Annotated in this window: 27 protein-coding genes and 1 riboswitch; of the genes, 11 read left to right on the top strand and 16 right to left on the bottom strand. The window is 63.8% G+C overall.

Annotation, left to right across the window (positions count from 1 at the left end):
• Positions 1–189 precede the first annotated feature (189 nt).
• The 5 genes from C7I87_RS17115 to C7I87_RS17095 all read left to right on the top strand — a co-directional run bounded on the left by C7I87_RS17115 (position 190) and on the right by C7I87_RS17095 (position 7798).
• Positions 190–732, top strand: a complete 543-nt coding sequence (locus C7I87_RS17115; RefSeq protein ID WP_188393879.1) for a helix-turn-helix domain-containing protein — start codon at positions 190–192, stop codon at positions 730–732.
• Positions 733–821: 89 nt separating this feature from the next.
• Positions 822–3275, top strand: coding sequence for a GcvT family protein (locus C7I87_RS17110; protein WP_149905307.1), 2454 nt, complete (start codon positions 822–824; stop codon positions 3273–3275).
• A complete protein-coding gene (locus tag C7I87_RS17105; protein WP_149905306.1) occupies positions 3272–4177 on the top strand; it encodes a homocysteine S-methyltransferase family protein in 906 nt (301 codons plus the stop codon). The genes C7I87_RS17110 and C7I87_RS17105 overlap by 4 nt, the downstream gene beginning before the upstream one ends.
• Positions 4170–5351, top strand: coding sequence for a pyridoxal phosphate-dependent aminotransferase (locus C7I87_RS17100; protein ID WP_149905305.1), 1182 nt, complete (start codon positions 4170–4172; stop codon positions 5349–5351). Before C7I87_RS17105 ends, C7I87_RS17100 begins: the two co-directional genes overlap by 8 nt.
• The gene (locus C7I87_RS17095) at positions 5348–7798 is read left to right on the top strand and encodes a GcvT family protein (protein WP_149905304.1); all 2451 of its coding nucleotides are present in this window, start codon (positions 5348–5350) and stop codon (positions 7796–7798) included. The genes C7I87_RS17100 and C7I87_RS17095 overlap by 4 nt, the downstream gene beginning before the upstream one ends.
• Positions 7799–7847: 49 nt before the next feature.
• Here C7I87_RS17095 and C7I87_RS17090 read toward each other — a convergent pair whose 3' ends face one another.
• From C7I87_RS17090 to C7I87_RS17060, 7 genes are read right to left on the bottom strand one after another with little or no spacing between them, the layout of a single operon-like run.
• Positions 7848–8435 (bottom strand): NAD(P)H-dependent oxidoreductase, encoded by a 588-nt coding sequence (locus tag C7I87_RS17090; protein WP_149905303.1) that lies wholly within the window; start codon positions 8433–8435, stop codon positions 7848–7850.
• Positions 8435–9016: an NAD(P)H-dependent oxidoreductase gene (locus tag C7I87_RS17085; protein WP_188393878.1), complete on the bottom strand. Its 582-nt coding sequence runs from the start codon at positions 9014–9016 to the stop codon at positions 8435–8437. Before C7I87_RS17085 ends, C7I87_RS17090 begins: the two co-directional genes overlap by 1 nt.
• Positions 9016–10419 (bottom strand): FAD-binding oxidoreductase, encoded by a 1404-nt coding sequence (locus C7I87_RS17080; protein ID WP_149905514.1) that lies wholly within the window; start codon positions 10417–10419, stop codon positions 9016–9018. The genes C7I87_RS17085 and C7I87_RS17080 overlap by 1 nt, the downstream gene beginning before the upstream one ends.
• The gene (locus C7I87_RS17075; protein ID WP_149905301.1) at positions 10419–11720 is read right to left on the bottom strand and encodes a cytosine deaminase; all 1302 of its coding nucleotides are present in this window, start codon (positions 11718–11720) and stop codon (positions 10419–10421) included. Before C7I87_RS17075 ends, C7I87_RS17080 begins: the two co-directional genes overlap by 1 nt.
• A gap of 4 nt (positions 11721–11724) precedes the next feature.
• A complete protein-coding gene (locus C7I87_RS17070; RefSeq protein ID WP_149905300.1) occupies positions 11725–12573 on the bottom strand; it encodes an ABC transporter permease in 849 nt (282 codons plus the stop codon).
• Positions 12560–13390 carry an ABC transporter ATP-binding protein gene (locus tag C7I87_RS17065; RefSeq protein ID WP_149905299.1) on the bottom strand — a complete coding sequence of 277 codons (831 nt, stop codon included), beginning with the start codon at positions 13388–13390 and terminating at the stop codon, positions 12560–12562. The genes C7I87_RS17070 and C7I87_RS17065 overlap by 14 nt, the downstream gene beginning before the upstream one ends.
• 11 nt (positions 13391–13401) lie before the next feature.
• Positions 13402–14406 (bottom strand): ABC transporter substrate-binding protein, encoded by a 1005-nt coding sequence (locus tag C7I87_RS17060; protein WP_149905298.1) that lies wholly within the window; start codon positions 14404–14406, stop codon positions 13402–13404.
• Positions 14407–14672: 266 nt separating this feature from the next.
• On the opposite strand from C7I87_RS17060, the gene C7I87_RS17055 reads away from it, so the two are divergent.
• On the top strand, positions 14673–15056 hold the full coding sequence (locus C7I87_RS17055; RefSeq protein WP_149905297.1) for a RidA family protein: 384 nt from the start codon (positions 14673–14675) through the stop codon (positions 15054–15056).
• A gap of 56 nt (positions 15057–15112) precedes the next feature.
• A complete protein-coding gene (locus C7I87_RS17050) occupies positions 15113–15916 on the top strand; it encodes a creatininase family protein (protein WP_149905296.1) in 804 nt (267 codons plus the stop codon).
• Here the strand turns inward: C7I87_RS17050 and C7I87_RS17045 are convergent, their stop codons facing one another.
• Together C7I87_RS17045 and cobD are read right to left on the bottom strand one after the other, a co-directional pair.
• Positions 15917–16426 carry a tyrosine phosphatase family protein gene (locus tag C7I87_RS17045; protein WP_149905295.1) on the bottom strand — a complete coding sequence of 170 codons (510 nt, stop codon included), beginning with the start codon at positions 16424–16426 and terminating at the stop codon, positions 15917–15919.
• On the bottom strand, positions 16423–17469 hold the full coding sequence (gene cobD / locus C7I87_RS17040) for a threonine-phosphate decarboxylase CobD (RefSeq protein ID WP_149905294.1): 1047 nt from the start codon (positions 17467–17469) through the stop codon (positions 16423–16425). The genes C7I87_RS17045 and cobD overlap by 4 nt, the downstream gene beginning before the upstream one ends.
• On the opposite strand from cobD, the gene cbiB reads away from it, so the two are divergent.
• On the top strand, positions 17468–18442 hold the full coding sequence (cbiB, locus tag C7I87_RS17035) for an adenosylcobinamide-phosphate synthase CbiB (protein ID WP_149905293.1): 975 nt from the start codon (positions 17468–17470) through the stop codon (positions 18440–18442). The two genes, cobD and cbiB, sit on opposite strands and share 2 nt — an antisense overlap.
• Here the strand turns inward: cbiB and cobO are convergent.
• The 4 genes from cobO to C7I87_RS17015 are packed head-to-tail and all read right to left on the bottom strand — an operon-like array spanning position 18439 to position 20558.
• Positions 18439–19053 (bottom strand): cob(I)yrinic acid a,c-diamide adenosyltransferase, encoded by a 615-nt coding sequence (gene cobO / locus C7I87_RS17030; RefSeq protein WP_149905292.1) that lies wholly within the window; start codon positions 19051–19053, stop codon positions 18439–18441. The genes cbiB and cobO overlap by 4 nt on opposite strands.
• A 1-nt stretch (position 19054) precedes the next feature.
• Positions 19055–19570: a bifunctional adenosylcobinamide kinase/adenosylcobinamide-phosphate guanylyltransferase gene (gene cobU / locus C7I87_RS17025; protein WP_149905291.1), complete on the bottom strand. Its 516-nt coding sequence runs from the start codon at positions 19568–19570 to the stop codon at positions 19055–19057.
• Positions 19563–20363, bottom strand: a complete 801-nt coding sequence (locus tag C7I87_RS17020) for a CbtA family protein (RefSeq protein WP_149905290.1) — start codon at positions 20361–20363, stop codon at positions 19563–19565. Before C7I87_RS17020 ends, cobU begins: the two co-directional genes overlap by 8 nt.
• Before the next feature lie 15 nt (positions 20364–20378).
• Positions 20379–20558, bottom strand: coding sequence for a CbtB domain-containing protein (locus tag C7I87_RS17015; RefSeq protein ID WP_015317373.1), 180 nt, complete (start codon positions 20556–20558; stop codon positions 20379–20381).
• Between the two features lie 35 nt (positions 20559–20593).
• A riboswitch (cobalamin riboswitch) is annotated at positions 20594–20793 on the bottom strand.
• 143 nt (positions 20794–20936) lie between these two features.
• On the opposite strand from C7I87_RS17015, the gene C7I87_RS17010 reads away from it, so the two are divergent.
• On the top strand, positions 20937–22106 hold the full coding sequence (locus C7I87_RS17010) for an aromatic ring-hydroxylating oxygenase subunit alpha (protein WP_149905289.1): 1170 nt from the start codon (positions 20937–20939) through the stop codon (positions 22104–22106).
• Between the two features lie 2 nt (positions 22107–22108).
• Here C7I87_RS17010 and C7I87_RS17005 read toward each other — a convergent pair whose 3' ends face one another.
• Positions 22109–23308, bottom strand: a complete 1200-nt coding sequence (locus tag C7I87_RS17005) for an MFS transporter (protein ID WP_149905288.1) — start codon at positions 23306–23308, stop codon at positions 22109–22111.
• A gap of 235 nt (positions 23309–23543) precedes the next feature.
• Here C7I87_RS17005 and C7I87_RS17000 point away from each other — a divergent pair, with 235 nt between their 5' ends.
• Both C7I87_RS17000 and C7I87_RS16995 read left to right on the top strand, forming a co-directional pair.
• Entirely contained in the window at positions 23544–24542 is a 999-nt protein-coding gene (locus C7I87_RS17000) for a heparan-alpha-glucosaminide N-acetyltransferase (protein ID WP_149905287.1), read from the top strand.
• A complete protein-coding gene (locus tag C7I87_RS16995) occupies positions 24539–25015 on the top strand; it encodes a methyltransferase family protein (RefSeq protein ID WP_149905286.1) in 477 nt (158 codons plus the stop codon). The genes C7I87_RS17000 and C7I87_RS16995 overlap by 4 nt, the downstream gene beginning before the upstream one ends.
• Positions 25016–25021: 6 nt before the next feature.
• On the opposite strand, the gene C7I87_RS16990 is transcribed toward C7I87_RS16995, so the two are convergent.
• Both C7I87_RS16990 and mgtE read right to left on the bottom strand, forming a co-directional pair.
• Positions 25022–25408, bottom strand: coding sequence for a MerR family transcriptional regulator (locus C7I87_RS16990; RefSeq protein WP_006203215.1), 387 nt, complete (start codon positions 25406–25408; stop codon positions 25022–25024).
• 137 nt (positions 25409–25545) lie between these two features.
• Positions 25546–26964 (bottom strand): magnesium transporter, encoded by a 1419-nt coding sequence (gene mgtE, locus C7I87_RS16985; RefSeq protein WP_149905285.1) that lies wholly within the window; start codon positions 26962–26964, stop codon positions 25546–25548.
• Between the last annotated feature and the right edge of the window lie 11 nt (positions 26965–26975).

Here is a 26975-nt window from a genome sequence, read left to right as displayed (position 1 = left end):
CCACTCGCCGCTCGCGGCGGAGCCTTTGCATGAACCTTCAAAATCCTGCAAGCAAATCTTGAGCATCGGTGAAAATCTACTTGATTTTTTCATGAGCTTCATTTCTCATGAAATTCGACTGCAATTTTTCATGAAGTGAGCGCTTTGGCCTCCCCTACCGCACGAACATTACAGGGACCTGACGAACGCGTGCTGGCCGGCGATATCAGGGCCCTGCGCCGGGTGCGCGGGCTGACGTTGGCCGAGATCGCGCTGAAACTCGGCCGTTCGGTCGGCTGGGTCAGCCAGGTCGAGCGCGGCTTGTCGACGCCATCACTTAGTGATCTACGGGCCTTCGCCGAATTGTTCGGCGTGCCGATCAGCCTGTTTTTCAGCCATGAGGTGCCCGTGGAAAGCGAGCGCGGCGTGGTGGTGCGCGCCGGCAAGCGCCGCACGCTTGGCACCAGCGAATCCGGCCTCGTGGAGGAGCTTCTCTCACCGGACCTCGGTGGTAGCTTCGAGATGGTGCGGTCGGTCTTCGCGCCGGGCGCGGAGTTGAGGAACGAGGCCCGCCGGCCGACCGAGGAGGCCGGATACATCGTATCCGGGCAGTTCGACATCGAAATAGCCGGGGTCTGGCACCACCTTAGCGAAGGCGACTCCTTCCGCTTCGAAGGCAAGCCGTACCGCTGGCGCAATCCCGGCACCGAGCCGGCGGTTGTCATTTGGGTGGTTTCGCCACCGGTCTATTGAACGCATGTTGGCCAAAACCCTGCGGCGGTTTTGGGATAACGACAAAACAAAAATAGAAGCGCAACGCGCGTGAAGGTTGGGAGAAGAACATGGCGGGTTTGCCGAGCACGGCGCGCGTGGTGATCATCGGAGGTGGCGTGGTCGGCACCTCTTCGCTTTATCATCTGGCCAAGGCCGGCTGGACCGACTGCGTGCTCCTGGAAAAGAACGAGCTGACCTCGGGCTCGACCTGGCATGCGGCCGGCAATGTGCCGACCTTCTCCTCCTCCTGGTCGCTGATGAACATGCAGCGCTATTCGACCGAGCTCTATCGTGGGCTCGCCGACGCAGTCGACTATCCCATGAACTACCATGTCACCGGCTCGCTCAGGCTCGCCCACACAAAGGAGCGCATGCAGGAATTCCAGCGTGCCAAGGGCATGGGCCGCTACCAAGGCATGGACATAGACGTGGTCGGTCTCGACGAGATCAAGAGCCGTTACCCCTTCCTCGAAACGCATGAGTTGAAGGGCGCGCTCTACGATCCGAGCGACGGCGACATCGATCCTGCGCAGCTGACGCAGGCGCTGGCCAAGGGCGCGCGCGACATGGGTGCCAGGATTATCCGCTTCTGCCCCGTTACCGGCGTGCGCCGCGAGAACGACGAGTGGGTGGTCGTAACAGCGCAAGGCGAGATCCGCTGCGAGATCGTCGTCAATGCAGCCGGCTACCGTGCCGCCGAAGTCGGCAAGATGTTCGGCCGCGAAGTGCCGATGATGGTGATGAGCCACCAATACATATTGTTCGAGGAAATCCCCGAACTCGCCGCATGGTCGAAGGAACAGGGCAAGAAGCTGCCGCTGCTGCGCGACGTCGACACTTCATATTATTTGCGCCAGGAAAAGGCCGGCATGAATCTTGGCCCCTATGAGCGCAATTGCCGCGCGCATTGGGCAACCCACAACGATCCCATGCCGGACGACTTTTCCTTCCAGCTCTTCCCCGACGATCTCGACCGGTTGGAGCACTATCTGGCCGATGCGGTCGCCCGCGTCCCGATCCTCGGCACTGCCGGCCTGTCCAAGGTCATCAACGGCCCAATCCCCTATGCGCCGGACGGCAATCCGCTGATCGGGCCGATGCCCGGCGTTCCCAATGCCTTCGAGGCTTGCGTCTTCACCTTCGGCATCGCCCAGGGCGGCGGCGCCGGCAAGGTGCTGGCCGAATGGGTGACACAAGGCCAGACCGAATGGGACATGTGGTCCTGCGACCCGCGCCGCTTCACCTCCTTTGCTTCCGCGCCGGACTATTGCGTCGCCAAGGGCATGGAAATCTATGGCAATGAATACGCCATCCAGTTCCCGCGTCACGCCTGGCCGGAAGGGCGTGACAGGAAACTGTCGCCGATCCACGATCGCATCAAGGCCTTCGGCGCCCGCTTCGATGCCTATAATGGCTGGGAACGCGCCACCTGGTACGCGCAGGACGGCGACGACATCTCCGAGGAAGCCACGCTGACCTTCCGCCGCGACGGGCCCTGGCAGCAGCGCGTCCGCGAAGAGTGCCTGGCCGTGCGCGACGCCGCCGGCATCCTCGACCTGCCCGGCTTCTCGCGCTTCAACCTCGAGGGCCCTGGGGCCGCCGAATGGTTGAGCCGGCAGGTGACCGGCCTGGTGCCGAAGCCCGGCCGCATCGGCCTCGTCTATTTCTCCGACGACAAGGGCCGCATCGTCACCGAAATGTCGGTGGTGCGGCATGGCGAGGAGTCCATGACGCTGATTACCGCGGCGGTGGCGCAATGGCATGACTTCGAATGGCTGAAGTCGCACATGCCCGGGAATGCAGAGTTCAAGCTGATCGACCGGACAGAGGAATTCTCCACGCAGATCCTCGCTGGTCCCAATTCGCGAAAGATTCTTGCCGATGTCTGTGAGGCCGACCTGGCCTTGCCGTGGCTGACGCATCAGGAGACCCGGATTGCGGGCCGTTGGGCCAAGCTGGTCCGCGTGTCCTTCGCCGGCGAGCTCGGCTGGGAGATCCACACCAGGGTCGACGACACCGCCGCGATCTTCGATGCGATCTGCGCCGCCGGGCAGAATCACGGGCTGAGGCCGTTCGGCATGTACGCGCTGGATTCGCTGCGCCTGGAAAAAGGCTACCGCACCTGGAAGGGCGACCTGTCGACGGACTACTCGATCCTGCAGGGCGGGCTCGAGCGCTTCGTCAAATGGGAAAAGCCCGACTTTCGTGGCAAGACGGCGCTCCAGAACGAGAAACAGCAAGGCGTGAAGAAGCGTTTCGTCACGCTGGTGGTCGAAAATCCCGGCGACTGCGACGCACCTTACATGTCGACGCTGTGGCATGACGGCCAGATCGTCGGTGAGACGACATCGGGAGGCTGGGGCCATCGCATCGACAAATCGATCGCGCTCGGCATGCTGCGCGCCGACCTGACCGAGCCCGGCACCGCCATCGAGGTCGAGATCTTCGGCGACCGCTTCAAGGCGGTCGTGCAGCAGGACGAGCCCTTATGGGATCCCAGGAACGAAAGGCTGCGAGCATGAAGCCGGTTATCCTCACCGATGGGGGCATGGGCCAGGAGCTGGTCCGGCGCGGCAACTCCGAGCCGACGCCGCTGTGGTCGGCCAGGGTGCTGATCGACGAGCCGGACCTCGTGCGCGGCCTGCATGCCGAATTCATCCGCGCCGGCGCCCGCGTCATCACCATAAACACCTATTCGGCGACGCCGGAACGCCTGGCGCGCGAGGGCGCGGAAGATCTGTTCAAGCCGTTGCAGAAGCGCGGCATCGACCTCGCCAGGCAAGCGCGCGGTGAGGCCGGCGACGCGGCGATCGCCGGCTGCCTGTCGCCGCTTTTCGGCAGCTACGCGCCAGCGCTGACCATCTCCTACCAGGACGCGCTCGACATCTACCGCCGCATCGTCGCCGAGCAGGCCGACGGCGTCGACCTGTTCCTGTGCGAGACCATGGCGTCGGCGGAGGAAGCGCGCGCGGCGGTCACCGCCGCATCGGAAAGCGGCAAGCCCGTCTGGGTGTCATGGACGCTGGCCGATCACGGCACGCCGCGCTTGCGCAGTGGGGAGAAGATTGCGGCGGCAGCGGAGGCGCTCGGGGATATGCCGGTGGCGGCGCGGCTGCTCAACTGCTGCCGCCCGGAAGCGATCGCGGCGGCCTTGCCGGAGCTGATCGAGCTCGGTGGCCCGGTCGGCGCCTATGCCAACGGCTTCACCTCCACCCAAGCGCTCAAGCATGGCGGCACGGTGGATGTACTGCATGCCCGCCACGACCTCGGTCCAGATGCTTATGCCGAACAGGCTGTCGGCTGGGTGGAAGCGGGTGCGGACATAGTCGGCGGTTGCTGCGAGGTCGGTCCGGCCCATATCGCCGCCTTGCGCGACCGGCTGCAACAGGACGGCTACACGATCTCGGGAGTCTTGCATGCCTAAACCATCATCGCGCATCACCGGCATCGTGCCTTCGGGCAAGGATGGCTGGGAGGTTCATTTCGCCGCCTGGAACCGCAAGGAAGCCGGCGAGGACATCATCATGCTTTCGGTCGGCGACCATGATTTCGACACGCCGTCGGAAACGATCGAAGCCTGCGTCGCGGCAGTTCGCGGCAGCAACCATCATTACACGCCGCTGCCCGGCCTGCCGCGTCTGCGCAAGGCGATGGCGGCGGCCTCAAGCGCCTGCACCGGGGTCGAGACCATGCCGGAAGAGGTCATCGCCACGCCAGGCGGCCAGGCCGCGCTTTACGCGGCCGTGCAAGCTGTTCTCGACCCGGGCGACCACGCCATCGTCGTCGCCCCCTACTATGCCACCTACCCAAACACCTTCAGTGCGGCGGGTGCCAGTTTCACCGTCGTCGAGACACCAGCCGAGGATGGCTTCCAACCCCGCGCCGACATGATCCTTGCGGCACTCAAGCCCAACACTCGCGCCATCTTGATCAACACCCCGAACAACCCGACCGGTGCTGTCTATTCGCGCGAGCGGCTGGAACAGCTGGCCGAAATCTGCCGCGAGCACGATCTCTGGCTGCTTTCGGACGAGGTCTATTGGACACTGGGCGGCGGCGAGCACATCTCGCCACGTTCGCTGCCCGGCATGGCCGAGCGTACGCTGGTCATCAATTCCATGTCCAAGAGCCACGGCATGACCGGCTGGCGCATGGGTTGGCTGACCGGTCCCGAGGAGATGATCACGCTGCTGATCAACCTCAACCTGGTAACAACCTACGGCCTGCCGGCCTTCATCTCGATCGCTTGCGCCGAAGCGCTGGAGCAGCACTATGGCGTCAAGGACATCGCCGAACGCTACGCGGCGCGCCGCACCGTCCTGCTGGATGCGGTGCGCGGCATGAACGATGTCACCGTGCGCGGCTCCGAAGGCGGCATGTATGTCATGCTCGACATATCGGATATCGAACCCGACGACGAGAAATTCGCCTTCGCCTTCCTCGACAAGGAGAAGGTCGGCGTCATGCCCGGCTCCAGCTTCGGCGAGGCCGCGGCCGGCCATATCCGCATCAGCCTTTGCCAGCCCGAACCCGTGCTTAGGGAAGCAGCCGCCCGGCTGCGCCGTTTTGTTTCCAGCTATCGCCGCGAGGCCGCATGACCGCCAGGACCATTCCCACCAAAGCGCGGGCCGTCATCATCGGCGGCGGCGTCTCCGGCTGCTCGGTCGCTTATCACCTGGCCAAACTCGGCTGGACCGACATCGTGCTTTTGGAGCGCAAGCAGCTGACCTCGGGCACAACATGGCATGCCGCCGGGCTGATCGGCCAGCTGCGCGGTTCGCAGAACATGACACGGCTGGCGAAATATTCGGCCGACCTGTACGTCAAGCTGGAAGCCGAGACCGAAGTCGGCACTGGCGTGCGCCAGGTCGGCTCGATCACCGTCGCGCTGACCGAAGAGCGCAAGCACGAGATCTACAGGCAGGCCTCGCTCGCCCGCGCCTTCGACGTCGATGTGCGCGAGATTTCGCCCAACGAAGTCAAAGAGATGTATCCGCATCTGAACGTTTCGGATGTGGTCGGCGCCGTGCACCTGCCGCTCGACGGCCAGTGTGATCCCGCCAACATCGCCATGGCATTGGCCAAGGGTGCGCGCCAGCGTGGTGCCACCATCGTCGAGAATGTGAAGGTCACAAAGGTCCATACGAAAAATGGCCGCGTCTCCGGCGTGTCCTGGGCGCAAGGAGAAGGCCAAGGCACGATCGAGGCCGACATCGTCATCAACTGCGCCGGCATGTGGGCGCGCGACCTCGGCGCACAGACCGGCGTGAACATCCCGCTGCACGCTTGCGAGCATTTCTATCTCGTCACCGAGCCGATCCCCGGCCTCGGCCGCCTGCCTGTGCTGCGCGTGCCGGACGAATGCGCCTACTACAAGGAAGACGCCGGCAAGATGATGCTCGGTGCCTTCGAACCGGTGGCCAAACCATGGGGCATGGACGGCATCCGCGAGGATTTCTGCTTCGACCAGTTGCCGGAGGACATGGACCATTTCGAGCCAATCCTCGAAATGGGCGTCAACCGCATGCCGATGCTGGCCACCGCCGGCATCCACACTTTCTTCAACGGACCCGAAAGTTTCACCCCCGACGACCGCTACTATCTTGGCGAGGCCCCGGAGCTGCGCGGTTATTGGATGGCGACGGGCTACAATTCGATCGGTATCGTCTCGTCCGGCGGCGCCGGCATGGCGCTGGCGCAGTGGATCAACGATGGCGAAGCGCCGTTCGACCTCTGGGAAGTCGACATCCGCCGCACCCAGCCGTTCCAGAAGAACCGCCGCTATCTCAAGGAGCGCGTTTCCGAAACGCTCGGCCTGCTCTATGCCGACCACTTCCCCTATCGCCAGATGGCAACCTCGCGGGGCGTTCGCCGCTCGCCCCTGCACGAACATCTGAAGGCGCGTGGCGCCGTGTTCGGCGAAGTCGCCGGCTGGGAGCGCGCCAACTGGTTCGCGCGCGAAGGCCAGGAGCGTGAATACCGCTATTCCTGGAAGCGGCAGAACTGGTTCGACAACCAGCGGGACGAGCATCTGGCCGTCCGCAACAAGGTCGGCCTGTTCGACATGACCTCGTTCGGCAAGATCCGTGTCGAGGGCCGCGACGCCTGCGCCTTCCTGCAAAGGCTCTGCGCCAACGATATGGACGTGGCGCCGGGCAAGATCGTCTACACGCAAATGCTCAACCAGCGCGGCGGCATCGAAAGCGACCTAACCGTCTCCCGGCTTTCGGAGACCGCCTACTTTCTCGTCGTGCCGGGCGCCACGCTGCAGCGCGACCTGGCCTGGCTGCGCCGGCATGTCGGCGAGCAGTTCGTCGTCATCACGGACGTAACCGCAGCTGAAAGCGTGCTTTGCCTGATGGGCCCGGATGCACGAAAACTGATCCAGAAGGTCAGCCCCAACGACTTCTCCAACGAGAACAATCCGTTCGGCACATTCCAGGAAATCGAGATCGGCATGGGCCTCGCCCGGGCCCACCGCGTCACCTATGTCGGCGAACTCGGCTGGGAGCTTTATGTCTCGACCGACCAGGCGGCGCACGTCTTCGAGGCCATCGCAGAGGCCGGCGCCGATGTCGGCCTGAAACTTTGCGGTCTGCACACACTGGATTCCTGCCGCATCGAAAAGGCCTTCCGCCATTTCGGCCATGACATCACAGATGAGGACAACGTGCTGGAAGCTGGCCTCGGCTTCGCAGTGAAGACGGGCAAGGGGGATTTCATCGGCCGCGATGCCGTACTGAAGAAGAAGGAAGCCGGATTGAACCGCCGTCTGGTCCAATTCCGCTTGAAGGATCCGCAGCCATTGCTCTTCCACAACGAGGCAATCCTGCGCGACGGCAAGATCGTTGGTCCGATCACTTCGGGCAACTATGGGCACCATCTCGGCGGCGCGATCGGGCTGGGCTATGTGCCTTGCCAGGGACAGAGCGAGGCAGATGTGCTGGCCTCGACCTACGAGATCGAAATCGCCGGCGAGCGGTTTGCGGCTGAGGCGTCGCTGAAGCCGATGTATGATCCGAAGGCGGAACGGACGAGGATGTAGCGCTTCTTACCCTTCTCCCCATTCTACGGGGAGAAGGGGCGATAATCGCTCAAAACCGCTCCAGCTTCGCCCGCACCTTGACCAGAAACGCCGCCCGCGACCGCGGTGTCGAAGAATCCATCAAATAATGCGCCAGGAAGAACGTCTTGCAGCGCGTGGCGCACAGCGCCCGCATGCCGCGCAGCAAGGTCTTGCGTCCGGGTTGGCCGACAACGACGCTCCACCAGGTCGGCGCACCGCAGGTGGTGATGACGCCGACCTTGGTGACATGCCGCATCAGCGACCTGATCCCTCCCTTGCCCGCAGGCAGCTTGAAAGCAATGTCGGTCGCCCATACCCGATCGAGCCAGCCCTTCAGCATCGCTGGCAGCCCGTACCACCATGTCGGATACACGAACAGGATCGCCTCGGCCCAGTTGAGCAGTTCGAAATGCGGTTTCAGCGCCGGATCCTGCGGCGCCTGATTGTTATAACTGCGCCGCTCCTCGCAGCCCATCACCGGGTTGAATTTTTCGGCGTAGAGATCGAGCAGCCGCACGTCCCAGCCTCGTCGCGTCAGCACAGCCACGGCTGTGTCGCGGACAGCGGCGCAAAAGCTCTCCGGCACCGGATGGCAGTAGACGACGAGAACACGCATCAGAACGCATCCATGCTGACCGCGACCTTCGTCATGAAGGACTTCCGCGTTTCGTCGGTCGACAGGTTCATCGCGTAATGCGCGAGGTAGCTCACCGGTGCGCCTGGCCTTACCGTGGCGCGCAGCATGCGCTTGATCAGTTTTCGCGGCGGATCGCCCATCAGAATGGCGCGGAATCGGCTGCCGCCATAGGTGGTGACCGCCGCAACCTTCCTGATGTTGTACAGTGACGGCTGCACCTTGCCGTCGACCAGCTTGAACGACACGCCCGGCAGGAAGACGCGATCGAAAAACCCTTTCAGGACCGCCGGGAAACCGTAATTCCAGACGGGATAGGAAAGCACCAGCGCATCGGCCCGCAGCAGGCGCTCGACATAGGACGCGGCAGGGTCTCCGGGGCCGCGGAGGTTGTGATAATCCAGCCTCTCCCGGCGCGTCATCCGCGGGTCGAAATCCTCGGCGTAGAGATCGCAGTCGTCCACTGTATGGCCCGCCGCCGCCAGCCGCTCGACGATCATCCGGTGCAGGCCGGCGTTGAAGCTGGTCTCGACCGGATGGGCATAGAGGACGAGGATGTTCATCAGCCTGCCTTTTGCAGCCCCTTGAACAGGAAGGTCCGGCCGGAACGATAATCGTAGTCCGGGTTTTCCCAGGCGATCATCTTGCCGGGGTTGAGCAGGCCTTGCGGATCCGTCTCGCGCTTGAAGGCGAGTTGCACTGCGTCGGTCTGCTTCATGCCGCCCTCTTCCAGCGTGTAGCGGTGCGGGTTGAAGATCGGGCAGCCGTTTTCCTCATGCAGGCGAATGATCTCGTCTAGCCGCGCCTCCGTGGTGAACTTGACCAGTGGCAGGCCGAAGCAGGTGATGTTGCCGTCCAGCCGCACGAATTCGAGATGCGAAAACACTTCGCCGGGAAACATCGCGCCCATTTTCTCGACCAGCGCCAGCTGCTTGGGAAAGGGATAGAGCGACTGCAGGTAGGTGATGGCGGGGTCGACGCGCAGCGCCCTGAGCGTGGTGTGGTTCCACGCCAATTCGTAGGCCGGCGGCAGGCCCTTTTTCTCCTCCGGCGCGGCAAGGGCGGCGTTGAAGATCACTTCGCCACCGGTGCGGCGCGTAAAGGCAAGAAAGGCGTCGAGCCCATGCTGCGCCACCATGACGACGCAGATGCTTTGCCCCTCCCTGAAAAATTTCTGATGGCGTTTGAAATAAAGCTGCGGCACGGGTGCTGCGATCGGCGTGATCAGCTTGGTCAGGATGCCATCCTGGCAGGCCAGCGCATTGCCGTAGCGGGCCGCATCCATGAAGGCGTCGAAGCCGACGATGACGTCGATCCACTCATAAGTTGCCGTCAGCGGCATCTCGACCTCTGATATGATGCCATTGGTACCATAGGCATGGGTCACCTTGTGCAGGTCTTCGCCGGTGAGTTCGAGCACCCTCGGCTCTGCCTCCATCGTCACCACGTGCAGCCGCAGCACATTGCCGAAATCCCGCAACCCGCCGAAATTGATCGAGCCGACTCCGCCAGAACCACCGGCGATGAAGCCGCCAATCGAGGCGGTGTTGTAGGTCGAGGGCGACAGTCGCAGTTCCTGCCCGGAATGTGCCCGCGTCGCCTTGTCGATATCGGCCAGCACCGCGCCGGGTCCGGTCACCACGCGTCCGGGACCGATGGACTTGATCTCATTCATTTCGGCGAGGTTCAGCACCACCCCGCCCGAAAGCGGCATCGCCTGGCCGTAATTGCCGGTGCCGCTGCCGCGCGGCGTCACTGGCACGCCATGGCGGTGACAGGCGGCTAGCACGCGGATCAGTTCAGCCTCGGTCTTCGGCGTCACGATCAGGTCGCCGGTAACATGATCGAGCTGCTTTTTCAGCACCGGACTGTACCAGTAGAAATCGCGGCTCTTCTGCTGGACGATCGCCGGATTGTCGTCGAGTTTTATCCCGTCGAGATCGCGTTTGAGCGCCGAAACATCCATCATTCCACCATCAACCCGTCGAGTTCGGCATAGTCGGGCAATTGCCGGTCTATCGCCCGCCCTGCGCGCACGACGATGCGATCCGATTCGGGCCGCGACAGCAATTCCGTCCAGCTCCGACCTTTGAACAGGACGAAGTCGGCAGCGCCGCCGGCGGCAAGCGCGCCGAAGCCGTCGAGCCGCATCACCTTGGCCGGCGTCGCGGTGACCGCCTGCGGCCAGTCCGCGACCGGATGGTCGAAATGCAGGATGCGCGTCGCCATGCGGTAGACCTCCAGCATGTCGAGATCGCCATAGGCGTAGAAGGGGTCGCGCGTGTTGTCGGAAGCGACGGCCACAGGAATGCCCCTCGCCCTCATCTCGTGCAGCAACGTCACGCCACGCCAGCGCGGCGTGGTGCTGTCGCTCCGCCGGTCCTGCAGATAGAGATTGCACATCGGCAGCGACACGATTGCCAATCCAGCCTTCGCCACCTTGTCCAGCGTGTCCAGCACCTCGAGATCGGGCTGACGCGCCAGGGAGCAACAATGGCCGACGAGGATCTTGCCTTCGAAGCCGTTCCACAGCGCCGCCTCGGCGATCTTCTTCAGCGAGATCGCCGCGACGTCGTCCGTCTCGTCGGCGTGAAAATCGAGGTCGAGCCCGTGCTTGATCGCCTGGGCGAAGACGTGGTCTAGCAACTCTTCCAGGTCCGGCACCATATAGGTGACGACACCCAGCACGCCCTTGGCGGCGGCCACCCTCTTCGCCAACCTGTCGAACCATTTTTTGTCGCGCACGCCCTCGATACCGAGCAGGCAGGCGCCCTGCAGTTCGATGCGTCCGCGCCATGCCTCGCGCATCGTCTCGAACACCGGCCAGGAGATTTCCTCCTGCGGCGCAACGCTGTCGATATGAGTTCTGAGCGCCCTGGTGCCATGCGCGTAGGCCGAGCGCAGCGAGAAATCCATGCGGCGGGCGACGTCGTCAGCGCTCCAGCGCGCGACGCGGTCGGCGCCCGTGGCATTCAACGCGCCGATGAACGTACCGTCGGGATTGGGCTTTCGCGGCCAGATATGGCCCTTGTCGATATGCGTGTGGCAATCGACGAAACACGGCAGCACGATACGGCCGCCAAGGTCGATGGCGCCGGCCGGAACCCTCGATGCGGCATGCGCGGCGATGCTGGAAATCTTGCCGTCGTCGACGGTGATGTCGGCAAGGGCGAATCCATCCCTGTTGAAGGTCGCGGCAAGACCCGGCGACAGCGACGCATGAAGCCGGACATTGATTAGGTGGTAGGAACCGGTGGTTGGTATCAAGGCACTACCGCTCCTGCTTCAGCGCGCTCTCGTGCCAGCGCCGCAGAATGAGATGCGAAATCAGCGACAGCACGAGGAAGATCAGGATGCCGGTGAGCGAAATCAAAAACAGCGCCGCGAAAAGCCTAGGCGCATTCAGCCGGTAGCCGGCCTCGATGATGCGCGAGGCGAGCCCGGACGACTGGCCGGTGGCGCCGGCGACGAACTCGGCCACCACGGCGCCGATCAGCGACAGGCCGCCGGCGATCTTCAGCCCGCCGAGGAAATACGGCATCGCCGCCGGCAGCCTGAGATAGCGCAGCTGCTGCCAGCGCGTCGCGCCGTTGAGCTTGAACAGGTCGCGCAGATTGCGGTCGACGGAGTTGAGGCCGAGCGTGGTGTTGGACAGGATCGGAAAGAAGGCGACGATCCAGGCGCAGAGCAGAAGCTTGGTCGTCTGATTGTCGACATAGATGTTGATCAGCGGAAAGATCGCCACGATCGGCGTCACCTGCAACACAATGGCGAAGGGGAAGAACGACATCTCCACCCACTTCGACTGCGCGAACAAGACCGCTAGGCCGACGCCGCCGACAACCGCGAGGAGCAGACTGAGGAAGGTGATGCGCAAGGTGACCAGCAGTGAAGAGAACAGCAGGCCGGCATCGTTATCAAGCGTCGACAGCACCACGCCGGGCCGCGGCAGGATATACTGCGGAATCTCGTTCCAGACGCAGATACGATCCCACAGCCAGATGGCCAGGATCATGATCGCCAGCGGCAGCACCCAGCGGCCGATCCGCTCGAGCCGCTCCTGGCGCACGCGGCGCGCTTCCTCGGGGTCGAGTTTCAACGTGCCGTCAATGACCGTCATGGTGCGAACCCGCCGTTGAATTGATGGCGTTGACCAGCACGTCCGAGGCTTGCCGGCAAAGGGCTGCATAATCCGGCGAGGTGCGAAACGCCTCGTCGCGCGGATAGGAGGCCTCGATCGCGAGTTCGTCGAACACCCTGCCCGGCCGCGCCGCCATGACGACGACGCGGTTGGACAGAAAGACACTTTCGAACACGCTGTGGGTGACGAAGACAACGGTGAAACGCTCCTCCTGCCACAGTTCCAGCAGGTCGTTGTTGAGCTTGAAGCGGGTGATCTCGTCGAGCGCGGCAAATGGTTCGTCCATCAACAGCACGCGCGGCTTGGTCACCATGGCGCGCGCGATCGAAACGCGCATCTTCATGCCGCCCGACAGTTCGCGCGGCACCGCGTTCTCGAAACCGGTGAGGTGAACTCGCGCCAGCATCTCCGTTATCGCCGGTGCGGCCTTGGCGCGGGAAATGCCTTTCAGCCTGAGCGGCAGCCAGACATTGTCGAAGACGCTGGCCCAGGGCAGCAGCGTCGGCTCTTGGAAAACAAAACCGATATTGGAGCGGTCGAGCGAGCCGCCGCCGCGCCAATCGAGCACGCCCGATGTCGGCGTCGACAGGCCTGCAATCAGCCGCAGCGCCGTCGATTTGCCGCAGCCCGACGGCCCAAGCAGGCTGAGGAAATCGCCTTCCCGGATCGTCAGGTCGACATCGCTGAGCGCCGTCACGCCGTTGGAGAAAACCTTGCCGACGCCACGCAGCGCCAGCAAGGCCGGCGCGGCGTTCGATATGCCTGCCGTCGCTTGCGCCACCTGTTCCCGAATCATGCCGGACCGGCCTATTTCTTCAGCTCGAGCCCGACACCCTTGTTGATGAAGGCCAGCGTGTAGGCTTTCGTGATGTCGATGCCTGCGGGCGTGACCTTGGCCTTGACCATCTTGTCGTAGAAACTCTTGATCCGCGCATCGGTCATGGCGCCGATGCCGAGCTTCTCGGTGTCGCCGGAATCGGCAAGGCCGAACTTCTTCATCTGCTCGATCGAGAAGGCGATCTGCTCGTCGCTCATGTCAGGATTGTCTTTCTTGATCATGTCGTTGGCGGCCTTGTTGTCGCCGTAGAGGTACTTGTACCAGCCCTTGGCCGAGCCATCGACGAAGCACTGGACCACCTCGGGCTTCTTGTCGATCGTGTTCTGCATTACCTCGATCGTGGTCGAATAGGTGTCCCAGCCATAGTCGGCGAGCAGGAACTGGTTCGGCACGAAGCCGCCTTCCTTCTTGACCGCGAACGGCTCCGAGGTGACGTAGCCCTGCTGGATCGACTTCTTGTTGGCGATGAAAGGAGCGGTATTGTAGGTGTAGGGCACGCGCTTTGAAGCGTCGAAACCGAGTTCGATCACCATCCACTGGAAGAAGGTCTGCGCGCCTTCGTCGCCCAGAATGTACTGGTCGGCGTTCTTCAGGTCTTCCCATTTGTCCAACCCCTCGCCGGGGTGGGACATGATGACCTGCGGATCCTTCTGGAAGTCCGCCGCCACCACGCGCATCGGAATGCCTTGCTGGACGGCATCGAAGGCCGACAGCAAATTGCCGCCCATGTAAAAATCGATCTTGCCGGCCAGGAGCATCGGCCGGCCGCTGACCTGAGGGCCGCCCTGCATGATGGTGACGTCGAGACCGCAGGCGGCATAGGTGCCATCCGCCACGGCCTGGTAATAGCCGCCATGTTCCGGCTCGGCGAGCCAGTTGGTGCCGAAAGTGACTTTTTCATTCGCTGCCGCACCCAGTGTGCTGGCCGCAAGCAGGGCCACCACCGCGACCGAAATCTTCTGTCTCACATACATTGACACCACCCTTTATTTGCACCGGCGCGCTGCGCGCCATGCTTGACACCAAAGATTCGAGAAGCAAGACACATGCCACCGGCGTCGCGCGCCGGGACCCGCCCGCCTGCACCACAGCCGTCTGCGAAAGCCGGAAAGGTCGTGCTGCACCGAGGGCATCGTGCCTATTTTTTGAACGCCTGTCCACAATCGTGCCGGCGACATGCACCGCCATCTTGATGGTGCAATGCATCCGGCCCTAGGCTGGCGATACCCAGGAGAATGCCATGTTCAAGTTCCTCACCCCGAAGTCGATCAAGCCGCCCTTTGCCCGGTACAGCCACGGCGTCGAGGTGCCGGCCGGCAAGCGGCTGGTGCTGTGTTCGGGCCAGGTCGCCATCACGGCGGAGGACGAGATACCGGAAGACGCCGGCGCGCAGGCCGAACTCTGCTTCAGGAACATCGCCGCGGTCCTGGGCGAGGCCGGGCTGGGATTGCCGGACATCGTTCGCATCAACGCTTACGTCACCGACCGCGCGCATCTGCCGCCCTATATGGAGGTCCGCGACCGCCTGTTTTCGAGCCCAGCGCCGGCCTCGACGCTGATGATCGTTTCCGGCTTTGCCCGGCCCGAATTCAAGGTCGAGGTCGAAGCAATCGCGGCCGGGTGATCGACAGGCCGGCCACACCGCGCTAGGTCTGCCCCGATCATTTGAAGAGGCATGACATGACCGTAGCAAAAAGACGCGTCTGGTGGGGCGATTACCGGACAACCGAATATGCCTCGATCGATCCCGAGTCGACGATAGCTGTGCTGCCGGTGGCTGCGATCGAGCAGCATGGGCCGCATCTGCCCGTCTCGACCGACACCTCGATCATGAACGGCATGCTCGACACGGTGATTTCGCGCCTGCCCGGGGACCTCGACATCCGCATCCTGCCGGTCCAGGCGGTGGGCAAGTCCAACGAGCATCTGCAAGCGCCGGGCACACTGACCTTGCCGGCAACGACGCTGATCGAGGCGTGGACCGAGCTTGGCCTGTCGATCGCACGAGCCGGCGTGCGCAAGCTCATCGTCGTCAATTCGCATGGCGGCAATGAAGAGATCATGGGCATCGTCACGCGCGAACTGCGCGTGCGCGAAAAGTTGCTGGCGGTGAAGACCAGCTGGCAGCGCTTTGGCCGCCCGGCCGGCATGTACACCGAGCTCGAGGACCGCCACGGCATCCATGGCGGCGATGTCGAGACGTCGCTGATGCTGCATTTCCGGCCAGATCTCGTCGACATGGGCAAGGCCGACAATTTCGTTTCCAACGTCGCCGAGGCCGAGAAGGAATTCGCGCTGCTGCGCCAGACCGGCACGCATGCCTTTGCCTGGATCGCTGGGGATCTCAACCCGAACGGCGTCGTCGGTGACGCCAGCATCGCCACAGCCGAGAAAGGCCGATTGACCGCGGAATATCAGGCCGACGGCTTCATCAGCCTGGTCCGGGATGTGCGCAAGGCAAAGCTCGCCGAGTGGCTGAAATAGCTAACCGTCGATCTTGAGGGCGAAGGGCGTGCCTTCGAAGGCGTCGGCGCCGCGCCCGATCGACTCGATCGCCTCGATCATGCGGCCATTGCGCCCGAGCAGCGTATCGGCCACCGCGATCAGCCGCGGATTGGGCGTCGCGGAAGGCGACAGCGCGCGCAACGTCTGCGCCAGTTCCAGCTCATTGCGTGTAGGCGCCAGTGCCGCGGTGATTATATAGGCCGAGGCGGTCGAGCGGCTGATGCCGGCATAGCAGTGCACCAGCATCGGCTTCGCACGGTCCCAGCGGCGCGCGAAATCGAGCAGGTTGCGCACATGCTCCTCGCCCGGCATGGTCATGCCCTCCTGCGCCACCGCGATGTCGTGCATGACCAGATGCAGGTGGTTCTCCCTACGGATCGAGGCCGGACACACCACCTCGGTGCCGGCGGCGAGCAGCGACAGCATGCGGTCGGCGCCGGTCCTGGCCACCGTTTCCTCGATCTTCGCCAGCGAACAGACATGGATCATTGTTTCGGACCTTTCGGCCGATCCTCGCGCCGCGACTCCCAATCGGCAAGAGCCGATTCGAGCCTGCGCCATTCCTCCTCGCTTCCCGGCAGGCCGGCGCGCAGGACATGCGGCCGGTTGGAGAAATGCCGGAGCAGGATGCCGCTCTCGCCAAGCGCGGAAAACAAGCCGCCGGCATCGGGCAGGCTGAGATAGCGGAACAATGTGGTGCCCCCCGCGACGGGAACGCCGAAACGGCCGAACAGCGCATCAAGCCGTGCGGCCGCATCCGCCAGCGACGCCCGCATCGCGTCCTGCCAGTCGAGATCGGCGAGCGCGCGGATGCCGTATTCCAGTGCCGGTCCGGCGACGGCCCACGGCCCGAATTGCGTCTCCAGCCGTTCAGCCGTCGGCGCGTCGGCAAGCGCGAACCCAAGCCGCAGGCCGGCCAGACCAAAGAACTTGCCGAAGGAACGCAGCACGACGATACCGCCCTGGGCGACATCGCCGGCGAGGCTGTGTTGGCGTGGGCCGACATCCATGAACGCCTCGTCGACGACCAGCAGCGCCCCCTTGGCGCGAAGTCCTGCAGCCAGCATCAGCAGCCGGTCGCGTTCGATGACGCGCCCATCCGGATTGTTCGGATTGACGATGATGGCGAGGTCAGCGTCGGCCAGCGCCGCGAAATCACGGGCCTCGACCACCTCATGCCCGGCAATCGCTGCCGCCCGGGCGTGTTCGGCATAGGTCGGCCCCAGCACCAATGCCTTGCCGGGCTTCACCAGCGACGCGACGCGCGGCAACAGAATTTGCGTACCCGGCGCCGACACGACGTTTCCTGCGGAAGGCGCCCCATAGGTGTTGGCTGCAATCGCTGTCAGTTCGCGCCCGCGCGCGGCCTCCGGCAATCGCCACAGGGAGGTGGCGGGCAGGTCGAAAAGCGGGTAGGAGTGCGGATTGATACCGGTCGAGAGGTCGACGAAAGGCAGCACGGCATTGGGGAAAAGCGCCCTGGCCCGGCCAAGACTTCCACCATGGTCCACCGCTCCTTCAAGAAGCTTCATGTCAGTCCTGATCGCTTTCCTGTCATTGGTTGTCGAATTCGCTCTGGGTTATCCCGACTGGCTGTTTCGCGCCATCGGCCATCCGGTGACGTGGTTCGGCAGGCTGATATCCTTTCTCGACCTGAGGCTCAACCGCGCTACTGATCCCGACGCGCTGCGTCGTCAACGTGGTGTCCAGGCGCTTTTGGTCATCGTGCTGGTGCCAGCGGTAACAGGTCTTTGCGTGCAGCTTGTTCTGCTCTGGTTCGTCCCCTTGGGGTGGATCATTGCCGTCCTTCTGGCAACATCGCTTCTGTCGCAGAAGAGCCTGCATGAACATGTCGAAGCCGTCGCCGACGCGCTCGACAGTGGAGGCCTCGACATGGGCCGAGCCGCCGTCTCGCGGATCGTCGGCCGTGATCCCGAAACGCTGGACCGCGCCGGCGTCTGCCGTGCCGCGATCGAAAGCCTGGCTGAGAATTTTTCCGATGGCATCGTCGCCCCCGCTTTCTGGACCGGCGTGGGCGGGCTGGCCGGTGGCGCTGCATACAAGGCGGCCAATACTGCAGATTCGATGATCGGCCACCGCACCCCGCGCCACGAGGCCTTCGGCTGGGCAGCGGCGCGCTTCGACGATTGGATCAACCTGCCGGCGTCGCGGCTGACGGCGCTGCTGATCGTGCTCGCTTCCTTCCTGGTCGAGGATGCCGACCCTCACGGCGCCTGGAAAGCGGTACGGCGCGACGCGAAAAAACACCGCTCGCCCAATGCCGGCTGGCCGGAAGCGGCCATGGCCGGCGCGCTTGGTCTGGCGCTCGCCGGGCCACGCAGCTATGGCGGCCTCGTGGTCGACGACGTCTTCATGGGCGAAGGCGGCCGCCGCGATGTCGACAGCGGCGATATAAGGCGCGCGCTGAAACTCTACCGTGTCGCCGATTTCCTGCTGATCGGCTTGTTCGGCCTAGTCGCGGTGACCGCTGTTCTGGTGTTCTAAAACTCTATCCCCTGCTGCGCTTTCACGCCGGCCGAGAAATGATGCTTGGTCACGCCCATCTCGGTGACCAGATCCGCTGCCTCAACCAGCGCTGGCTTGGCGTTGCGGCCGGTGACGACGACATGCAGGCCTTCGCGCCGGTCCTTCAGCGCGGCGACCACCTTGTTGAGATCGAGATATTCGTAGCGCAACGCGATGTTGAGCTCGTCGAGCACGACGAGGCTGATCGACGGATCGGCGATCAACTCGACAGCCTTGGCCCAGGCAGCCTCGGCAGCGGCGATGTCGCGCTTCAGGTCCTGCGTCTCCCAGGTGAAGCCCTCGCCCATCGCATGCCAGACGACGCGGTCGCCAAAGGCGGCAAAGGCATCCTTCTCGCCGGTGTGCCATTTGCCTTTGATGAACTGGACAACGCCGACGCGCTTGCCGTAACCGAGCATCCGCAGCGCCAGCCCGAAGGCGGCTGTGGTCTTGCCCTTGCCGGGACCGGTGTTGACGATCAGCAACCCCTTCTCGATCGTCTTGCCGGCAACCTCGGCGTCCTGCACCGCCTTGCGCTTGGCCATCTTGGCGCGATGGCGTTCTTCATCCTTGTCGTCGATATCAGTCATTTCACTTCACCTTGAACGGTAGCCCCGCCACCATCAGCAGCACCGCGTTGGCAACCGCTGCGACCCGCTGGTTGAGCCGGCCGGCATCGTCGCGAAACCTGCGCGCCAGTGCGTTGTCGGGCACGATGCCTTGCCCGACCTCGTTCGACACCACGAACCACGGCCCGCGCGGCCGCGACAGCACGTCGGCCAGCCGTCGGCACTCCGCCTCCACGTCGTGATCGGCCAGCATATGATTGGTCAACCATAGCGTCAGGCAGTCGATAAGCACCGGCTGATCATCCGGCAACGCCTCCAGCGCTTCGGCAAGGTCGAGAGGCGCATCGATGGTCAACCAGCCCTCGCCGCGCCGCGAGCGGTGCAGCGCGATGCGCTCACGCATCTCGTCGTCATAGGCTTGCGCCGTGGCAATATAGGCCCATGGCGAGGGCAATGCCGTCACCAGGGTTTCGGCGTGCGCGCTCTTGCCAGAGCGCGCACCACCGATAATCAAGGTCAGCTTGCCGCGATCAGGCAAAACTGTCGCGCAGACTGGTCGCCGTGCCGGTGAAGCGCCCGCGCACCACACCCACGACTGCGCCGAGCACCAGCCAGAACACCAGATTGGTCAGCGTCACCGCCACCACGAACTGATGGTGCAGTCCTTCCGGGATCGGTGTCTCGAAACTGTCGGGCTGCGGCGCGCCGACCATATGCGGGGCAACGATCAGCAAGACGGCGAGGATGGTCAGCGGCAGCGATCTGCGAAACACGATCAGGCCGAGGCCCATAGCGGTCGCCGCCGCCGTTGCCGTCCACCAGATCTGGCGCGGAAGCAGATCGGCCGCCGGCATCGCCGGAAGTTCCGGCTGCAGGCCGAGGCCTGGCGCCAGCGTGAACACGGCAAAGCCGGCCAGTCCCCAGAACACGCCCTGGCGCCAGTTGCCGACGCCGCCGGCAAACTCGGAAACCGCGACCAGGACCAGCGCGAAGCCTATGCCGGTGACGATATTGGCAACCACGCTGAAGGCGAAACGCTCGAAACCGTCGGCCGGCGCCCAGCCTTCATCCTCCGCCGGCGCCATGGCATCGGCGGGTGCTGGCGCGGCAGAACTCATCGCATTTCCGGCGGGGGGCACCGCTTTCATGGCGTCGTTGCTAGCCGCCGGTGCGGCCGCGTGGTCATGGTGATGGCCGCCGCCGGCCTTTTCGTAGACTTCCGCCTTGAGGATCAGCGGCACGGTCGCGTAGGCCTGCATGCAGGCGAGGACGACGCCGGCCACGAGCCCTGCGATCGCCGCGACGAACACGACGTTGCGAAACAGATTCATGATGTCAGGTCCTCGTCAGTGGCAGGGAAACGCCATCGAGTGGCGATAGTCGTGGGCAGCATTGTGGACCGCATCGATATGCGAGAAGCCGACAAAGCCGACGACGAAGATGCCGAGCAGCGCCGCGAGCGCGAGTTGCATGAAGCGCGACTGCGAGGAGACCGAGGCGCCGAGGGAGACGGAAGCGGTAGTCATGTCTTGTCCTTTCGCCCTCCACCCGAGGGCATCGAAGTCTGTTTCCTGTCGCCGGCAGGTCTCCTGGCTCGCGGATAAGCGCCCTTCCCCACCTTCCCGAAGGAAAACCTTCAGTGGCATATGGAGAGGACTACCGCACACAGTTGCGGGGGCAGCCACGGCATTGGGCGAAACCTCGCCCGCACCGCATTCCCTCTTGGCTCCCAAAAAAGGAACCGACGACGTTGGTGACTATAGGGAAATTCGCCGCGCCCGGCAAACCAAATTCCGACAGCCGGCAGCGCAGGAGCGTCGCATCGGCAAGGCTGCTCCCATCCCGTCCTGATTGACAAACTTCCTGGCCGGGTGTCGGCTGGCAACCCTCACAGGAAGCCAGCCATGCAGCCCAATGCCAGCGAGCGCGATCCCTATAACGGCCTGACCCGAACCGAGCCGACGCTGCCCTCATCGGCATATTGGGACCATGAGAACTATCAGCGTGATCTCGACGCCATCTGGTACAGAAGCTGGCTGCTCGTCTGCCGCGAGGCCGACCTTCCCCAGCCTCTGGCCTTCCGCCGATTCCGTATCGGCACGCAGGACATCATCGTGCTGCGCGACGAGACCGGCGCGTTGCGCGCCTTCCACAACACGTGCCGGCATCGCGGCTCGCAGCTTTGCCAGGAGAGTGAGGGCCGGCTGAAAGCACGGCTGATAACCTGCCCCTACCACGCCTGGTCCTATTCGCTGCGCGGCGACCTTGTGCGCGTGCCATCGAAGTCGCTGCCTGACGGCTTCGACAAGGCCGATCACCCGCTTTATCGCGTCGCCCTTTCGGTGTGGCGAGGCTTCGTCTTCGTCAATCTTGCCGAAGATGCTGCCGGCTCGGCGCAATCCTCCTTCGATCCCGCTTCCGGCAACCTCGGCAACTGGCCGCTCGAATCGTTAGTGTCAGGCCATGTGCTGCGCAAGGTGATGAACTGCAACTGGAAAATCTTTTGGGAAAACTTCAACGAGTGCCTGCACTGCCCGGGCGTCCACAAGGACCTGTCGCGGCTGGTGCCGATCTATGGCCGCGGCCTGATGAGCCGGCATGACGATCCCGAATGGCTCCGCCACGCCGACAATGACGCGCCGGAATTTTCCGGCGGCCTGCGCGCCGGGGCTGAGACATGGTCGCGCGACGGCCAGACGCATGGGCCGGTCTTCCCGGACCTGACGCCAGCCGAACGCATCGCCGGCCAGACCTACGCCACCAGCTTGCCTTCGATGTTCATCGTCGGCCATGTCGACTATGTCAGGACTGTCCGGCTGGTGCCGCTCGGTCCCGAACAGACGGAGCTTGTCGCGGAGTGGCTGTTCGCGCCCGAGGCGCTCGCCGAGACCGATATCGACAACATCATCGCCTTCGGCACACAGGTACTGGAGGAGGATGCAGCGATTTGCGAGGTCAACCAGAGGGGCCTGCGCTCGATGCGCCATACAGCCGGCGTGCTGATGCCCGAGGAGTATGACTTGCACCGCTTTCACAACTGGGTGCGCGAGCGCCACGCAGCGGTTTTGCCCTGATTCTAGAGGGATTTCGGCAGATATCGCCACGTCATGAAACCGCAAAACGCGGCCAGCAGGCCGAGCGTGACGAACACCGATCCCAACCCGAAGAAGGCCAGCACCACCGAATAGACCAGCGGTGGCGTCAGTTCGGAAAAGTCGAGATAGGTGCGGTAGACCGCCGCCATCTGCGCGCGCTCATAGGAGCGCACTGAGCGCATGAAGGCGGTTGAGCCCAGTGCATCGAGCGCGATGGTGAAGAAGGCGCCGCACAATAGGAAGGCGCCGGTCAGCAAGGGCGCTGCCGCTCCGACCGTGCCCGCGGCGAGCAGCGCCGCCGACATGGCGAAATAGGCAAAAGTCATGGTCCTACGGCCGCCGAAGCGTTTCCCCGCCTTGCCCCAGAAGATCGCCATGAACAGCAACGCGTTGCCGGCCGAGACCAGCAGGCCGCCGGCCAGTTCGCCCTCGCCGGTGATGACCATGAAGAGCGGTCCATAGACGAAGAACGTCGTCCAGAAGCAGGAGCGGCCAAAGGCGATCAGCCAGGCGAGCCGGAGCCTCGGCTGAGCGACGAAGCGCCCGATATTGGCGAGCGGATTGGCCGGCCGCGTCCTGCCCGGCTGGATGGAGGTGTTGTCGCTGAGCCGATAGAACCAGAACAGCGCCAGCAAGGCCATGGCGAAAACCGCCACCGCGCCATGCGCGGCATAAATGCCGAAATGCGCATAGAGGAAGATGCCGAGCGTCGGCCCGCAGGTCCACGCAACCATCGACCACGCCATGCGCAGCGACTCGGCCTGCATGAAGTCGGTCTTGCGGATGTGGTCCATGATGTAGAGGTTGAGCGTGATCGACAGCGCGCTGGCGCCCATGACGCGGCACAGCATGCCGGCCAGTTGCCCGGCGAGCGTATGGGTGACGAAGAACAGCGAGCCGATGGCGAGTAGGCAGGCGCCTGCCGTGTAGACCCAGCGCCGTGCAAAGCGGCGGATCAGCATCGGCATGAACAAGGTCACCGACAGGCCGATCATGGACACGACGGTGTAGAGGATCGAGACGATCTGCTCATTGTGGAGAATCTCGTAGGCCTGGATCGGGATGACGCTCGACACCATGGCGCGGGCGAAGGATTCGACCGCGTAGAGCGAGGCGAAGGTGCGCGCGTCCGCGGCCTTGAGGGCCGGAAGCCAGATCGGATGGCGAACATGGGTGGACATTGCTTCCCCAAAGCAGAATCGCGGCGTCAAATCTGCCGTGGACATTTCAGGCCCATTAAGAGGAAACCGACGCATATCCGGCAAAAAGCGAAGCCGGTCAAAGGCTTTCCCGCGCTGGCCCAACCCGGTGGCTGGCGCGGCCTCCGCCGCGCGGTCCGGCCCGGGCGACCGGTCTTCTTCTATCCGGTGCAACCGTGATAGTCGTCTTGCAGGGGCTGAATCAGATCGCGAGACCATGAGCATCCAAACGCCGACCGCACCCGTTCCGGAGCCATCGAAGCGCATCGTCGCCATCGATATCTTGCGCGGCTTCGCGCTGATCGCGATGGCGAGCTACCATTTCACCTGGGACCTGGAATTCTTCGGCTACACCGATCCCGGTCTCACCGCTTTCGGCTGGTGGAAGATCTACGCTCGCTGCATCGCCTCGACCTTCCTGTTCCTGGTCGGGGTCAGCCTCTATCTCGCCCATGGCCGACAAATCCGCTGGAACGGCTTCTGGAAGCGGTTCGCCATGATCGCAGGTGCCGCGGTCGCCATCTCGGTCATCACCCGCATCGCCACGCCCGACGGATTCATCTTCTTCGGCATCCTGCACGAGATCGCGCTCGCCAGCCTGCTTGGCCTCGCCTTCCTGCGCCTGCCGGCGCTGCTGACGCTTGTCGTCGCCGCGCTCGTCATCGCGGCGCCCGTCTACCTGCGCTTCGAGGCCCTCGATCACCCCTGGCTGTGGTGGATAGGCCTGTCGGCAATCAATCCGCGCTCCAACGACTACGTGCCGCTGTTTCCATGGTTCGGCGCCGTGCTTCTCGGCCTCGGGGCGGCGAAACTCGCTTCCGCTTCCGGCATACGGGCCCGCCTGGCGAGCCTCGTGCCCGGCCGCTGGGCCAATCCGCTGGTCTTCATCGGCCGCCACAGCCTGGCCTTCTACCTGATCCACCAGCCGCTGCTGATCGGTTGCGTCTGGCTGTTCTCGCAAGTGATGCCGGCCCAGATCGACCCCCCGCGGGTCAATTTCCTGAAAACCTGCCAGCGCTCATGCGAGCAGATGCGCAACGCAACCTTCTGTTCGAGCTATTGCGGCTGCATGCTCGAGACGCTCGAAGGCGAAGCTTCTCTTGATAGGCTCTACAACAACGACCAGACTGCGGACTTCAGGGCGCATCTGTCCGATCTTGCCGCAACGTGCACCGCCAAGACCGACGACAAGATGACGGAGGGAGGGACACAATGATCGAGCCGAAGCCGAAGCCTGGGGTAGTACCGTGGCCGCCAGTGATCTACGCCGCCGCAATCGCCGTCAGCATCATCCTCGGCATGCTCTATCCCCTGCCTTGGATTGGCGACCTGCTGGGCGACATCCTGTTTGCCGCAGGCTGGGTGGCACTGTTCGCCGCCGCCGCGCTCTGGTTCACCGCGGTCCGCATCATGATGCGCGCCAAGACCACGCTCAGCCCCACCGCCCTGCCGGACCACCTGGTCACCTCGGGCCCATTCGGCGTCACCCGCAATCCGATCTACCTGGCGTTGACGCTGATGCTGATCGGCGTTGCCTTCGTCTCCGGCATCGCCTGGTTCTTCCTGCTTGCCTTCGTCGCCGCCTTCATCACCCAGAAGGTCGCGATCGAGGGCGAGGAAAAGATACTGGCGGCGAAATTCGGCAAGAAATACCGGGATTATTCCAAACGGGTGCGGCGCTGGATTTGAGCAGGGTTACGTGTTGACGCCGAGCTCGACGAGCCGCTCGACGCAAGACTCTTCGGCCTGGTCGAGTTCGGCCAGCGTCTCCTCGAGGTCGCGGCGCTTTTGCCGGAGATCCTCGCGTTTTTCCTCGATGCGCTTGATCATCAGCTTGAGCTGCCCGACCTCGCCTGGCGGCTCCTTGTACATCTGGATGATCTCGCGGATCTCGTTGATCGAGAAACCGAGCCGTTTTCCGCGCATGATCTGCCGGATGAGATGGCGATCGGATGGGCGAAACAGCCGCGTGCGGCCGCGCCGCACCGGCTGCACCAGTCCCTCGTCTTCGTAGAAACGCAGCGTCCGCGTCGACACGTCGAATTCGCGGGTCAGTTCGGTGATCGAATAATATTCCCGCATTGTCACTCCACGCCGGAAGCCCGGGCATTCGCCATGCGGCGCCCTCCGTCCCGAACCAAACCCTTGCCACATCGGAATCGACGCGGCACCCAGCGCGAGCCTCGCACGGCATTTACGTAAAAGTCAATTGAGACCGCTCACCTGACGCCGAACCACCAGCTTGCCAGGCCGAGGAAAGCGAAAAAGCCGACGCAGTCGGTGACGGTGGTGACGAAAACCGCCGACGCCACGGCTGGGTCGATCTTGAACCGGTCGAGCAACAGCGGAATGAGGATGCCGGCAAGTGCTGCCGCGAACATGTTGATGATCATGGCGGCTCCTATGATCCCGCCGAGATTGGGATCGCGAAACCAGGCGGCGGCGACGATGCCGATCAAAACGGCAAAGACGATGCCGTTGATGAAGCCCACACCCACCTCGCGGCGGATGATGCGGGCGGCGTTGTAGATGTCGAGATCCCTGGTCGCCAGCGCCCGCACGGTGACGGTCATGGTCTGCGAACCGGCATTGCCGCCCATGCCGGCCACGATCGGCATCAGCACGGCGAGCGCCACGATCCGCTCGATCGTGTGGTCGAACAGGCCGATCACCGATGCCGCCAGAAATGCCGTCAGCAGATTGACGAGCAGCCAGGGAACGCGGGAGCGCGAGGTCGACAGGATGCTGTCGGAGAGTTCTTCGTCGCCGACGCCGCCCATGCGCAGCAGGTCTTCCTCCGCTTCCTGCTGGATGACGTCGACGACGTCGTCGATGGTCAGCACGCCGACCAGCCGCTCGTTCTCGTCGACGACGGCGGCCGACAAAAGGTCGTATTGTTCGAATTCCCGCGCCGCCTCTTCCTGGTCCATGGTTGCGGGAATGGCGTGCCGCGTTTCATGCATGACTTCCTCGACCTTGACCGCGCGCTTGGTGCGCAGGATCTGGTCGAGATCGATGGCTCCCAACAACTTGAAGGTCGGATCGATGACGAAGATCTGGCTGAAGCGCTCGGGAAGGTTCTTGTCCTCGCGCATGTAGTCGATGGTCTGGCCGATGGTCCAGAAGGGCGGCACCGCGACGAACTCGGTCTGCATACGCCGCCCGGCGGTCTCTTCCGGGTAGTCGAGCGAACGGCGCAGCCTGATCCGCTCGGTGAACGGCAGCTGCGACAGGATCTCGTCCTGGTCTTCCGGTTCGAGATCTTCGAGGATGTAGACGGCATCGTCGGAATCGAGTTCCTGTACCGCCTGCGCGATCTGCGCATTGGGCAGGTGATCGACGATATCCATGCGGATCGCCTCGTCGACCTCGGTCAGCGCGGAGAAGTCGAAGTCGGCGCCCAGCAGCTCGACCAGGGCAAGCCGCTGTTCGGGGTGCAGCGCCTCGATGAGATCGCCAAGTTCCGACTGATGCAGGTCGTCGACTTCCCGCTTGAGGGTCAGCGTGTCGCGGTCGGCGATCGCGGCGCCGATCTGGGCAAGGAAGGACGAAAGGACGGCACCGTCCTCGCCATAAATGTCGGCGTGGTGCTCGTCGGCGGCCCCGGCGCCGGTCGTCCGTTCGTCCTGGCCTTCCACCAGCGCCTCCC

The organism is Mesorhizobium sp. SARCC-RB16n, assembly GCF_008520305.1.
In the GTDB taxonomy this organism is placed as follows: Bacteria; Pseudomonadota; Alphaproteobacteria; order Rhizobiales; family Rhizobiaceae; genus Mesorhizobium.
This window is presented reverse-complemented; position numbering and strand designations above follow the sequence as displayed.